The 13,313-nt window shown below is 43.5% G+C and carries 10 protein-coding genes; 3 read left to right on the forward strand and 7 right to left on the reverse strand.

The window, feature by feature from the left end; genetic code table 11:
• Positions 1 to 16: 16 nt before the first annotated feature.
• From ACFSCZ_RS07270 to ACFSCZ_RS07285, 4 genes are read right to left on the reverse strand one after another with little or no spacing between them, the layout of a single operon-like run.
• The gene (locus ACFSCZ_RS07270) at positions 17 to 1,507 is read right to left on the reverse strand and encodes a Na+/H+ antiporter subunit D (RefSeq protein ID WP_380773175.1); all 1,491 of its coding nucleotides are present in this window, start codon (positions 1,505 to 1,507) and stop codon (positions 17 to 19) included.
• On the reverse strand, positions 1,500 to 1,835 hold the full coding sequence (locus ACFSCZ_RS07275; protein ID WP_380773177.1) for a Na(+)/H(+) antiporter subunit C: 336 nt from the start codon (positions 1,833 to 1,835) through the stop codon (positions 1,500 to 1,502). The genes ACFSCZ_RS07270 and ACFSCZ_RS07275 overlap by 8 nt, the downstream gene beginning before the upstream one ends.
• Before the next feature lie 3 nt (positions 1,836 to 1,838).
• Positions 1,839 to 2,261 carry a Na(+)/H(+) antiporter subunit B gene (locus tag ACFSCZ_RS07280; protein WP_380773178.1) on the reverse strand — a complete coding sequence of 141 codons (423 nt, stop codon included), beginning with the start codon at positions 2,259 to 2,261 and terminating at the stop codon, positions 1,839 to 1,841.
• Complete coding sequence (locus ACFSCZ_RS07285; RefSeq protein ID WP_380773180.1) at positions 2,248 to 4,659, reverse strand: Na+/H+ antiporter subunit A; 2,412 nt, start codon at positions 4,657 to 4,659, stop codon at positions 2,248 to 2,250. The genes ACFSCZ_RS07280 and ACFSCZ_RS07285 overlap by 14 nt, the downstream gene beginning before the upstream one ends.
• 726 nt (positions 4,660 to 5,385) lie before the next feature.
• On the opposite strand from ACFSCZ_RS07285, the gene ACFSCZ_RS07290 reads away from it, so the two are divergent.
• Positions 5,386 to 6,081, forward strand: a complete 696-nt coding sequence (locus tag ACFSCZ_RS07290) for an adenine nucleotide alpha hydrolase family protein (protein ID WP_380773181.1) — start codon at positions 5,386 to 5,388, stop codon at positions 6,079 to 6,081.
• A gap of 196 nt (positions 6,082 to 6,277) precedes the next feature.
• On the opposite strand, the gene ACFSCZ_RS07295 is transcribed toward ACFSCZ_RS07290, so the two are convergent.
• Positions 6,278 to 7,300, reverse strand: coding sequence for an AI-2E family transporter (locus tag ACFSCZ_RS07295; RefSeq protein ID WP_380773182.1), 1,023 nt, complete (start codon positions 7,298 to 7,300; stop codon positions 6,278 to 6,280).
• Between the two features lie 178 nt (positions 7,301 to 7,478).
• Complete coding sequence (locus tag ACFSCZ_RS07300; RefSeq protein ID WP_380773183.1) at positions 7,479 to 8,192, reverse strand: class I SAM-dependent methyltransferase; 714 nt, start codon at positions 8,190 to 8,192, stop codon at positions 7,479 to 7,481.
• A 958-nt stretch (positions 8,193 to 9,150) separates the two neighbouring features.
• On the opposite strand from ACFSCZ_RS07300, the gene ACFSCZ_RS07305 reads away from it, so the two are divergent.
• A complete protein-coding gene (locus ACFSCZ_RS07305) occupies positions 9,151 to 9,294 on the forward strand; it encodes a hypothetical protein (RefSeq protein WP_380773184.1) in 144 nt (47 codons plus the stop codon).
• 54 nt (positions 9,295 to 9,348) lie between these two features.
• The gene (locus tag ACFSCZ_RS07310; protein ID WP_380773185.1) at positions 9,349 to 10,542 is read left to right on the forward strand and encodes an MFS transporter; all 1,194 of its coding nucleotides are present in this window, start codon (positions 9,349 to 9,351) and stop codon (positions 10,540 to 10,542) included.
• Positions 10,543 to 11,098: 556 nt separating this feature from the next.
• Here ACFSCZ_RS07310 and ACFSCZ_RS07315 read toward each other — a convergent pair.
• Complete coding sequence (locus tag ACFSCZ_RS07315; RefSeq protein ID WP_380773186.1) at positions 11,099 to 12,982, reverse strand: ABC-F family ATP-binding cassette domain-containing protein; 1,884 nt, start codon at positions 12,980 to 12,982, stop codon at positions 11,099 to 11,101.
• Between the last annotated feature and the right edge of the window lie 331 nt (positions 12,983 to 13,313).

Genomic DNA, 13,313 nt, shown 5'->3' on the forward strand with positions numbered 1-13,313 from the left:
TCAACTCCCTTTATGCTCACTGTTCATCATTTTGATCCAAAACCCCTTCAATATAGATCATTGGATTCGATAGCGTCACGGCTGCGTCCTTCACATAATCAGACAGGAGCTCCGCCCCCAATCCGATCCCAATGGTTAAAGCAGCGAGCAAGATACTTGGCACCAGCATGCCTTTCCGAAGGGGCGGTTCATCATCCTCACTCATGGTCGTTTCACCCCAGAAACACTGTTTGAACACCCGAAGCAGTGAGTATAAAATCAAAACACTGGAAATCATAGAAAGGGCCAGTAAAATATAAGACTCGGTTTCAATGGCTCCCTGGCTGACTAAAACTTTTCCCAAAAAACCGCTCAAAGGAGGAATGCCTGCCAAAGACAGCATGACAAGGAAAAACATCCAGCCGAGGACCGGATAATTTCGTATCAACCCGCTCATTCTGTCCATCTTAGCCGTACCGGTCAATGTGATCACTGTTCCAGCCAGCAGGAACAACAAAGCTTTTGATACCATGTCATGAATCAAATAATAGATCGATCCTTCTATGGCGGTTTGTGTTGAAACGGCAAGCCCCACTAGAATAAACCCGGTCCCGATAATAACATTGTAAGCAACAATCAAACGAATATCCCGATAGGCAACAGCTCCAAGGCTTCCTCCAATTAATGTCAGTCCGGCCATCACTCCGATCAGTGTATGAGTAATTTGCGGTTCATGGTAAAAAATCAGGGAGAATACCCGGAACATCGCATAAATCCCTACCTTGGTCAATAATGCCCCAAACAATGCAGCAATCGCCGTCGGCGGGGCACTGTAGGATCCGGGCAGCCAGAAATAAAGCAGCAGTGCAGCTTTTAAGGAAAATACAATTAAAAATAAAATACCAATAACTGTTAAAATTGGAGTTTGTCCTGATTCAGCAATCCGCTGGGACAAATGTGCCATATTTAATGTCCCGACGGCACCATACAGAAAGGCTACGGCCACAAGAAAAAACCAGGAAGACAGGACATTGATGGCTACATATATAACGGATTCTTTCATCTGTCTCCTCGTTCCGCCAAGGGCAATCAGGATATAGGAAGCCAAAAGCATGACTTCAAAACAGACAAAAAGATTAAAAATATCGCCTGTTAAAAACGAGCCATTGACACCCGCTGCCATAATGAGAACAAATGTATAAAAGAACATCCTTTCACGGGAGGGATCGATGGAATAAAAAGCATACAGCAGACAAATCGACGTTACCACGCATGTAGTGAGTACGAGCAGCATAGAAAATGAATCTGCTACAAATAAAATGCCAAATGGCGGCTCCCATCCCCCAAAATCCAGGCGAAGAATTCCTCTGTCCTGGATCAGGTTCAGGATATATATACTAATGCCTGATACAAATGCCATAGTCCCGATACTTACCCAACGCTGGAGCTGTATATTCTTTCGGAAAAATACAAGGATGACCCCAATAATCAGCGGCAGGACCATCGGGATTACGATGAGATTATTCATCATTGGCACCTCGCGGCAAGCCTGGCCGCCCGCCATTTTCCTGGTACAGACGGAAAGCTATCACAAGAAATACAGCAGTAACAGCAAAACTGATCACGATCGCTGTTAAAATAAGAGCCTGAGGAAGAGCATCTGTATATGTATTTTCCCTTTCTCCCAGCAAAGGCACCGTCCCTTTTTTTAACCCGCCCATGACCATCAGAAGCAGGTGAACCGCATGGGAAAGAATCGCAGAACCCAATATAACACGCAATAAATTCTTTGATAAAAACAAATAGGTTGCCACTGTAACAAGGACGCCTGCCAGTATCGTTATTAATGTCTCCATAATCTAAACATCCTCACTTATGCTTAAAATAATCGTTACGACTACTCCTACAACGGTTAGGGCAACACCTGCTTCAAACAACGTGATGGTCGCAAGTTCAGTTTCGCCGAAAAAAGGAATATGAAAAGTTGAAAAAGTCTGGGTTAAAAATGGCTCGCCAAAGATCATTGCTCCTATACCAGTGCCTACAGCAATAAAAACTCCTAATGCAGCGACCCGCTTAAAATCAAAGGGAATGCCCTTTTGTACACTTTCAATATCAAATGCAAGAAAAAGAAGGATAAAAGCGGAGGCGAGGACAAGTCCGCCAACAAACCCTCCCCCCGGACTGTTATGGCCTGAGAAAAACAGATACACCGCAACTGTCAAAATAATAAACACAACGATCTTGGACACGGTCTCTAAGATGACATCATTGATCTTCAACTTTCTCACCCCTCTTTGCCGGTTTTAACTTGACCATCGTATAAACCCCAATTCCTGCTATAAAAAGCACAACTACTTCAAGCATCGTATCGAAAGCACGGAAGTCCCCCAATATTGCGTTGACGATATTCTTTCCTCCGGTTAATTCATAGGCATTTTCAAAAAATACGGATATAGACTGGAATAATTTTCCGCTTTGAACAGAGAGTGCCGTCAAGACAAAGATGACACCAACCGAAATGGCGATGATCATATTTGTCACCTTCACTCTTTTAGCCGTTTTTACACTCTTTCTATCCCATTTAGGCAGAAAATAAAAGCAAGCCAAAAATAAGGCGGTTGTTACCGACTCAACAACAATTTGTGTTAGGGCAAGATCGGGTGCACGGAAAGCAACAAATAGTGCAGCGATACCATAGCCTAGAACCCCGTTGAGCAATACAGCCGCCACTCTAGACTTTGCAAAAAGGATGGCAATGCCGGCTCCCATCATAGCGAGAACAAGCACCAATTCATAGGAGCGGATCGAGGCGTTGTCAATCCCGTCTAATGAAAGGGCTCCTGTGAACCATAAAGAACCTCCAACAGCTGCCAGGAAAAAGCAAAATATATAGAATACATAATGACGGAGAGTGCCTGTCATATAGAATTTAGTAACAGCGGCAGAACTGCTTTCCATTCGCAAAAGTATGTGGCTGTATAGAAAATCAAGTGACCAGGAAATCGGGAAAAGGCCATAAATTCCTTTCCATATACCCATGGATCTATACAGCAGCGCACCTAAAACCACTACACCAAGGGTCATAAAAAGCTCCATATTAAATCCGTGCCAAAGTGAGATGGAATGGCGTAAATCAGCCGTCTCAGCCAATGTCGGGAAGATGCCCGCAACAGCCGGATTCAACAAGTAATCTCCAACCACATTAGGGAACAGGAAAATACCCAGAACAAGCACAGCTAATATGCCCGGGGGAATTAACATGCCCGTACTTGCTTCATGAATCTTACGGTCTCCGACTTCCAGTTTGCTTGGCCCCATAAAGGTCTTAAAAACGATGATCATACTGTAAATAAACGTTAATACACTTGCTATCCATGCCACAATAGGAATGACCAGCCCCCAAGTATCCAATGAAAAAAGATCAAGCTGGGTCACATGTAAAACAGCAGTAAAAAACATCTCTTTGCTCAGAAACCCATTAAAGGGCGGTAATCCGGCCATGGAAAAACTGCCGATCAACGCAATAGTGAAGGAAACAGGCATGATCGACATTAACCCGCCGAGCCGGCGGATATCCCGTGTTCCGACTTCGTGGTCCACGATACCTACAACCATAAACAGTGCACCCTTGAATGTAGAATGGTTGACCAGATGAAATAGTCCGGCGAAAGTTGCCTGTGTAAAAATGACGGCTTCTGTACTTGTACCCGGGTTTAAGGATAAGGAACCAATCCCCAGGAGGCTCATGATTAACCCGAGCTGGCTCACTGTTGAGTAGGCAAGCAATGCTTTTAAATCTGTTTGCCGGACAGCGGTGAAGGATCCCCAGAAAAGGGTAACCATTCCGGTTAGGGTGATAAGCCAAAACCAAAGATCTCCTTCCCCAAAGACCGGTGTAAAGCGTGCCACAAGGAAAATTCCGGCTTTTACCATCGTGGCAGAATGCAGATAGGCACTGACTGGTGTCGGCGCCTCCATTGCATCCGGAAGCCAAATATGAAATGGAAACTGCGCTGATTTCGTAAAAGCACCGATCAGCAGCAGAATAAGAGCAGGAATAAACAGCGGATGGTTGATATCAACAGCCGCTATGATTTCTCGTATACTCATCGTTCCTGTCATCAAATACATCATGATGAAGCTCGTAAGCATGGCCATTCCGCCGCTCACTGTGATCAGCATAGCTTTTTGGGCACCATACCTCGATCTTTTTCTGTGAAACCAAAAAGCAATCAGCAGGAAACTCGATATACTGGTTAATTCCCAAAATACATATAAGACCATTAAGTTATCAGAGAAGACAACACCGAGCATACTGCCCATAAACATCAGCAAATACACATAAAAATGATGCAAAGATTCTTCAGGAGTTAAATAATAAATCGAATACAGAATAACAAGACTCCCAATACCTGTGATCAACAGCCCAAAAATCATGCTGAGCCCGTCTAAGTATGTAGTAAAATTAATGCCATAAGCAGGTATCCACTCAGCTGTATACATGTAGCTTTCCCCATCAGCAATCAAGGGCAGAAAGCGGGCAAGGATTGCAAATAAAACAAGTGGAACCGGAAGGACTAACCAACCGATGTGAAACGGAATCTTTATTTTATGTAGAAAGGGAATAAGAACAGCCGCAAGAAATGGTAGCATGATGACCAAAATCAAAGTTATCAAAGCCAAACCTCACTTTCTTCGTGGTACTGATTTTTACAGTTACAAAGTCCCCATGAACGTTCCTAGTATGGCCATTTCTCTTTATGCACACACACTTCATTCGTACATGCATACAATACCTGAAACTGCCTTTTTTGGAAGAGAGATAAAGATTTCGTAAAGAAACACCTGCCACCTCTTGACTCTTTCGAAAACAAGGTAGATAATGAGTAGCCATAAGGATCTCTTTTTTAGCAAAGTTTAAAGTAGCGGGTTCACCCAAAGAGGTTACGTAGCCGTACCATATCCTCTTTGCATGAGGCCTTCACTTTGCGATGAAGTTCCTAAAAAAAGCCGGGATACCGATGCCTGCAAACCGCATGTGCTTCTGCAGCCATCCCGCTGTAAACAGGAACAGACTATGTAAGAATGAGAGGTGTCCAATCTTGACCGGTTGAACATAAGATTCCCTTAAGGAATCTTTTCAAATTGGGGGCCTTTGTTTCAAATCTTTGTCCGATGAAAAAATTGCGGAAAAAAGCAAAAAAATTTTTTTACTACTAAATTATACACTAAACATAAAATGGCTGCACTTACCAAGATCGGCCGAAAGCCGGCCTTGGCAAAAAGCTGACGGTTATTGTGAAGGGCCGCACCAAAGATGTATCATCAGGAAACTATTGAATTTTATTGATTTGGCCAGTTGATCATACTGATAGCCATCATAATGCAGAGGTGAATATCGTCATGAAAAACAAAAAGGGGCGTATGGATGAGAGTATTCTCGTTTGTGTATATTACGGTCCAAATGGGGAACGGTTGATCAAGAGGGGCGCTAAAATGGCGAACATGCTGAACTGCCCGTTTTATATATTGACAGTCGATCCTCTTCCATATGACGAGTTTGATGCCGAAAAATCCGGCTATATCGATCGGTGGGAAGAACTGGCTGAAGAACTGGGTGCAGATGATTTCATTTTAATGGATGATGAAAAACGCCCAAGCGCCAAAGTCATTGCTGAAGTCGCACATAGATACAATATTACTCAAATCGTTATTGGGCAAACGGCTCAAAACAGATGGGAAGAAATTACAAAAGGTTCTTTCGTCAATGTCCTTTTAAGAGTCATGTCATTTGTCGATATCCATATTGTTTCATTCGATCGTTCATTGCACACCGAGGAAGAGGAGGATACCGCTTTTGAACCGGGAGTACGCTGTTTTCTCTTAAAAGAGGAAGGGAATTTTGTACTCAGCTTTACATGTTCAAAAGACATCCACTATGAAGGAATTTTTTACAAAGAGCTCGGCACGGATTTCAACAACGGTATTTTCAAATATGTATATAATGGAAAACCCTATCAGGTTGAAGTCCATGACAATATCATTACCGAACCATTGAAAACGCCCGGAAATGTAAAATCAAACGGAGAAAAGCATTAAAACCATAAGCTGTTAAAGGTGAAAACATTCAATATAAGCTGATTCCGTATGGAATCAGCTTTTGGCTTGCATCCAAGTGTATACGGCAAACGAAGAGTCTTCCTTATGTAACAGAGGATTGTTTGTATGGTCTCGGACAGGCTGGATCATCCACAAAAAAAGCTGCGCAGTGATTGAATTTCACTGCGACAGCTCTTTACGTCTGCGCATCAAGCGCATCATCTTTATTTGTGACATCCAATACATCCAGCAGAAATACGAATACTGGAATTCCTATAATAAGTCCCCATACGCCAAAGAAGTTTTGTGAAAAAATCAAAACGATAAACGTATAAAACACCGGCAAGTCCGTTTTGGCCGACATGAGTTTCGGATTTAGTAAATATGCTTCAACGGCATGAATGACCGTAATGACAAGGATCACATATACCACTTGGATCAAACCGCCGATCGTAAAGGCAATCAGGCAAAGCGGAATGAGGGATATGATGACCCCTGCCACGGGGATAAGCCCAAGAAAGAACACCATGATTGAAAGCACAAATAATTGCGGAAAGCCCATGATGGCTAAAGCTGTAATAGTCAAAAACGTATTGACAAGAGCGATGATAAACTGCGCTTCAATCACTTTGCCGAATGTGCGAGTGAACTTCTTTCCAAAAAATGAAATCTCATAATAGAAAGGAGCTACTTTGCTATCTTTAAATTGAGCAGTAAATGCTAAAAGGCGAGGTTTTTCCAAAAGGAAGAACAAGCTCAGTGTTAGTGCAATAATGACATTGACACTCGTTTTACCGATATCGGTAAAAGACTTGACAAGGAATGAAAGGCCATTTTCCAAATAAGCAGCAATTTGGTTGCTCGAAATAAATGTATCTATAAAACTTAATACAGGGTTTTCTTGTGGCTGTGAATAAAAAGCAGTAATCTGAACAATCAGCTGACTGACTTCTTTTGTCAAGATCGGAAAGTACTTCACAATTCCATATGTGAGGATACCGACAATAATCGTATACATAGACACCACAAGGATCCGTCTGGGAATGGGAACCCGCCTTGCGGTGAATTCTACTAATCGGTTCATTAAATATGAAAATATAAAGGTTAGTAAAATGAGATTGATCATGCTTCTCAGACTATATAAAATTAATACAATGAGCGCGAATATAATTAACCGTTTAACCTCTTTTTTCCTAAAAAACGCCAGCACTTCTTCCATTCAGGTCATTTCTCCTTACCATAAAACTTCCTTCATATTTATTATCATCGTGAAAGGCTAAGAATACAAGAAAAATTAATTAATCTTTTATATTTTCTTCATCCTGAAAGCTCACCGGTATTCACAGCCGTTGCAGAAAATATGGCTAAGCCAAAGCGCAGGGAAACTCCGAATTCCATCAAGATGTACACCGAAATACTCTGCAGCCCAACTTATTTTTGTAGATCATTGAATAATAATGATGCTGTTCAAAAATTTTGTAAAAGGAAGGTGCGATATGATTCGAAAGTGAATAGTCATTTGTATATTGCTCAGGAAATTCCGAGGAATGAAGCCTCACTTTTTCCACTTCTATTTGACTAAAGCCTGCCTCGTTAAATAGTTCACACCATTGTTCTTCACCCTGCAACTGTGTGATACCGTAAAAATTGAGAATTTCCTTCTTTTGACCTTCTGTCATAGATCCATCCTGTACCATTTCAATGGCCAGCAGCACTCCACCCGGCTTTAATACCCGCTTATATTCCGAAACTGTTTTTGCCATGTCCGTAAATGCAGTGACGGATTCCGATAAAATTAAATCAAATGTTCCTTTATGAAACGGCAATGATTCAGCATAGCCATGTTTGATGTCAACCGGGAGACCCAAGGATAGAAACCGGGTTTTTGCTTTCTCCAGCATGAGATTACTGGAATCCAGGGCCGTTACATGACACTGATATTTTTGTGATATAAAAGCCGAAGTTTGTCCCGTTCCGCATCCGACATCCAGCACCTTGGAAGATCTGTCCAGATTTTCCTTTAACAAAAGTTTTTGTGTAAGAGACAGGCCGCCTGGATGTGCGCCACCCACTCCGAATAAAGCCAAACATTGTAAGTACGCGTTTTTCACTGTCTTACCGCCCCTTTTTTGTTTCCTACTATCGTATTCAAACGGACGGTAATTGTCATTGGAATAAAATCGGGTGGATATTCTCGGCATGATTGCATGAGTACAGTAAAAAATATTTTTTGGCAACTTGTTGAGCAACATGAATTTAAACGGAAATTCTGCCGGGTCCCAGTTATTCGAAGCTGTTCAATAGGCAGGTAAAAGGGTTGGGGGTACAAGGAAAAATACTTAAACGGTAAAGCCATAGCAGCCTTCTCGTACCTGATGCTGTCCTATTGACTCTATTTTACCGGTACATGACTGGCAGCTTTTACCTGTCCAGTAAAAGGAGCCGGTTGGTTGCAATTGAACTTCTTTCCATATGGATTGGCCGGGATCATCAAAATAAAGCCCCTATCCTTCAAAAGAACGGAACCGCAAACAAGTGCGTTAAAACAATACCTCGATAACTCATAAGTAAAATAATTCTATTTTCATAGTATTCCAGTCTTATATACTTTAAAATAGATTGTAAGTTTAAAAGTGGATTACATGACAGTCCCGACGGATTGTTGTGTAATCGCTTTATTCTTGTTATATAATTCGGTCTGCTCCCAGATCACAGAACAGGCTTGCCAACATAAACAGCATGGCCCCCAGATGAAGATCGGCCGGATCCTTCAAAAGATGTGGCATTTCAAGCTTAGAATAGCGAGCAGAATGACTTTCGGGGAAATTGGTCCACAGTGGAGACAATATGGATGCAGGAGCTGCTCCCAAGAGGTTTGTAAACTTTTCTTTGAACAGGCCAAAAAAGATATGCATATGGAATGAGTAAGCCGTTTACCTAAAAATAAAGCCGTTACTGTCCTCCCAAAGCTTTTACAAAAAAATAACGGTAAATGAAAGAACTGCACCGATTGCACGCAGAGAGGAACTTCTCCCCTATTCCTGTCAATGAGTTTCGGGAGAAGCCACGATGTCCAATCTTCACGGCGGCGGCCGGATAAAAAAACCGCGGTTCAAGCAGCCGATTCCCCCAAGGAGATTGGCGAAAAGGGATCAATGCGGGGATAAGGCAAAAGAACAAAGAAATAAGTTGAAAGATGAATTTCTAATGTGAAGCGGCCAATCCGGCTGCTTCATTCCATCATGATTAAAACAAGGGGTGAAACGGGTGAAACCATCATCTGAAGTGTTGAATCCATACTTATTCTTGCTCGTTTCTTTTATCTTCTGGGTGTCACACTTTATCTATGTTCCCATGCTGGCTCCCTATATTGAACTTAAAGGGGGCTCGTACACTTATGCCGGACTTGTATTAGGAAGTTATGGGATTATGCAGCTATTATGCAGGATGCCGATCGGTATTTTTTCAGATTTGATGAAAATGAGAAGGCCTTTTATTCTTTCGGGAATGATCTTCAGCGCACTGAGCTGTCTCCTGTTTGCTGTGACTGACCACTTGGGATGGATTCTGGCGGCACGATCTCTGGCAGGACTGGCTGCCTCCACCTGGGTTGTGTTTACTGTACTGTATGCTTCCTATTTTACAGATCAGCAGATCACAAAAGCCATGGGAAGCATTTCACTTGTTGTTGTATTGGCTCAATTTACCGGTACGGGGGTTAGCGGCTATTTGGTTGATCAATGGGGATGGCAAGCCCCGTTTTGGATCGGGGCGTGGATCAGTATCGTTGGGTTGCTGCTTGCCTTTTTAATAAAAGAAACGAAAAACAGCAGAGTCGGAGAACCCATCCGGTGGAAAGATCTATCTGCGGTTATCCGGGAACCCCACCTGCTGAAAGTATCGTTGCTGTCTGTTGTCGCTCACGGCATTCTCTTTACGACTATGTTTGGTTTTACGCCTGCATATGCTGTAAATATTGGATTTCAGGCAAATGAAATCAGCCAGATTGTTATTGCATTTATGGTGCCTCACGCCATATCTACTATATTAAGCGGAAAGGTCTTTGTCCCGAAGCTGGGCCAATGGAGAACATTACAGCTGGCATTTGGTACTGCAGCAGTCTTTTCTGTTCTGACCCCTTTTGTCAAAACCAAACTGTTACTGTGGATTTTACAAGGTTTAAACGGATTTTCGCTGGGTCTTTTATACCCTGTTTTACTGGCTATGGCTATTGAAATGATTCCGCAGGAAAAAAGAGCAACAGCCATGGGTGCCTATCAGGGGATCTATGCTATCGGAATGTTTACAGTACCTTTTTTTGGCGGCCTGTTGAACAACTATCTGGGCATTGGCGGTGCCTTCTATTTATCAGGGGCACTTGGACTGCTGGCAGCTATTTTTTCTGTCGTATGGAGTGTACAGCCCTCTAAAAGCAAGATAAAAAAATCTGTTTCGACATAGGAGAACATCCAGAGGCAACCATAAGTTTTTAAAATGAACAACGGTTCAGCCAATCCTTTGCACCTCACGTGGTGAACCGGTTGCATTCTCGATTATGCTTTAAGCAAGAGCAGATTCCCTGAATCAGCTGCCTTGCAGGGAACTCATCAGTATAAATTAGGAGGACTGGCGGCACCATTGTACAGCGCCTAAGGGTTCCAGCATGCGTATTATGCGAAGCTTTGTCTGTTGTTCACCTACATGTTTCCATAAATAAGGCTGCCCTGCACAGATAAGTGTGACCCGGCCCTGCACGATAGTTAATCGTAAAGTCAGGATACATTGCCAAATGATTTCAAGCACTGCCCATACGGGAACGAATGTCTCGAATTCACTCCCGTATGGTCCGGATCTGGGATGCTTCGGGAACGAATGTCATGCTTACGTTCCCGGGTGGTCCAGATCTGGGATGCTTGGGGATCGAAAACACTCAGGATTCACCCACTGATTATGAGCACTTGACTGCCATCCCCGGCGCCCTCCCAAAATGAAAAAACCCGCCATATGCGGCGAGTTTTTAGCTTTCCAGTTCCTCGATCATCAGCGAGAGTTCTTCCCACCGCTCCATTTTCTGCTCCAAAGCGGCTTCGGCCTCCTGCTGCTGTAAAAAAAGCTCCTGTACTTTTTCAGAATCGCTTCCTGCCTCAGCTATACGTTCCTCAAGCGCTTCAATCCGCTCTTCCAGTTCAGCTATTTCATCTTCAATGCTTTCCCATTCCTTTTGATCCTTATAGCTGAGTCTGGCCTGTTTCTTTTTGACCGGCTTTGGTTTCTCAGCTGCCGGCTTTACTTCAGCCTTGAACTTGGCCTCTTCAGCTGCATCATCCAGATATTCACTGTAGTTCCCATAAAACTCGGTAATGGCACCGCCGTGTTTAAAAACTAAAAGCCGGTCGACGACCCGGTCAAGGAAATAGCGGTCATGCGATACAGCAACGACGACTCCTGGGAATTGTTCGAGATACTCTTCCAACACTCCCAGCGTTCGCGTATCCAAATCATTCGTCGGCTCATCCAAAAACAGTACATTCGGCTCAGTCATCAGGACTTTCAGTAAATAGAGCCTGCGCTTCTCGCCGCCGGACAGTTTTCGGATATAGGTCCATTGGGAAGGCCGGGGAAAAAGAAACCGTTCCAGCATTTGTTCCGCTGTTATTGTATCACCGCTTTTCGTCCGGATTACATGAGAGGTTTCTTTAATATAATCAATAACGCGCCGGCCTCCGTCGAGTTCTTCGTCCCCTTGAGCGTAATAGCCAATTTTTACCGTTTCTCCCATTTCGACTTCTCCTGCATCAGGCTTCATACGCTTCGCCATCAAATTGAGCAGCGTTGTTTTCCCAGCACCATTGGGTCCGACGATCCCGATTTTATCCCCCGGCTTCAGCAGATAATCAAAGGAGCGGATCAACCGTCTGCCGCCAAGACTTTTTTCGACCCCTTTCAGCTCCATGACTTTTTTTCCCAGACGCGTCGTACCTACCTGGAATGCTGCTTCCTCTTTCTTCGTATGAAATGAACGATCCTGCATCTGTTCGATCCGTTCTTTTCGCGCTTTCTGTTTCGTTGATCGTGCCCGGGCACCGCGCCGTAGCCACGCCAATTCCCTTCGAAGCGTGTTGACATGCTTCTGTTCGCTTGCTCTTTCCTCGGCTTCCCTCTCCGCTTTCTTTTCAAGGTAATATTCATAATTTCCCTCATACGTATAAAGCTGGCCATGATCCAGCTCGCAGATCCGATTGGTCACCCGGTTTAGAAAATAACGGTCATGTGTAACAATCAGCAAAGCTCCCGGAAAGCCCGTCAAATATTTTTCCAGCCACTCCACTGTTTCATGATCAAGATGGTTGGTCGGTTCGTCCAAAATCAGCAAATCCGCTGGCTGTATCAGCGCCTTGGCAATCGCAACGCGCTTTTTCTGCCCGCCGGACAGCAATTGCACTTGCTGATCAAAGTTACGGATGCCCAGTTTGGTTAACACCGTTTTAGCCTGGCTGCTTGCATCCCACGCTTCCAGTTCATCCATCTTCTGCTGGAGCGAGAACAAATGCTCTTGTACCTTGGCATTTTCCGGCTCACGCTCCAGCCTCTGAAGGACCTGTTCATAGTCGCGCATCACCCTCATAATTTCTGCTTCTCCGTAATAAATTTGCTCAATAACCGTCAGTTTAGGATCCAATTCCGGGTCCTGAGCCAAATATTCAATCCGGTAATCTTTGGCATGCTTCACTTCTCCGGTGTCCGGCTTTTCTATCCCGGCAATGATCTTCAAAAGGCTCGATTTACCCGTACCATTGACGCCGATCAGGCCTATTCGTTCCCGGTCCCGAACAATGCAACTTACGCCATTAAACAACAATTTGTCTCCATAGGATTTATGTACATTTTCTACTGTCAGCAAGTGGGCACCTCCATTCACACGTATTGAATTTGGCAGTTTTTCCGTCTTAATAAGGAGTAACACAAAAAACGATCCCTATCGCCAATACCAAAAAAATTACCACAAACAAAAATGATTGCAATCCTTCTCACACTTTATCCGGGAAAGAGTGTTTTACAACTGAAAAAGACATCAAAGGAACGAACATGTGCAAACTGGCGGCTCCCAATGAGATAGATTGCTTGTTAACGGTGTATCTCCCGACGATGTTTTTTCAGACAGATCAACTCGATGGATTCATCAACAAAGAACAATGGCCACATCCATCTGAATGACTTTATTATACAGCAAA

Source organism: Siminovitchia sediminis (assembly GCF_042680885.1).
Classification (GTDB): Bacteria; Bacillota; Bacilli; order Bacillales; family Bacillaceae_C; genus Siminovitchia; species Siminovitchia sediminis.

Bases quoted from the DNA above. Each gene is read 5' to 3' on its own strand.
- ACFSCZ_RS07270 (WP_380773175.1), bottom strand. From the start codon at position 1,507: ATGAATAATCTCATCGTAATCCCGATGGTCCTGCCGCTGATTATTGGG.
- ACFSCZ_RS07275 (WP_380773177.1), bottom strand. From the start codon at position 1,835: ATGGAGACATTAATAACGATACTGGCAGGCGTCCTTGTTACAGTGGCA.
- ACFSCZ_RS07290 (WP_380773181.1), top strand. From the start codon at position 5,386: ATGAAAAACAAAAAGGGGCGTATGGATGAGAGTATTCTCGTTTGTGTA.
- ACFSCZ_RS07295 (WP_380773182.1), bottom strand. From the start codon at position 7,300: ATGGAAGAAGTGCTGGCGTTTTTTAGGAAAAAAGAGGTTAAACGGTTA.
- ACFSCZ_RS07305 (WP_380773184.1), top strand. From the start codon at position 9,151: ATGTCCAATCTTCACGGCGGCGGCCGGATAAAAAAACCGCGGTTCAAG.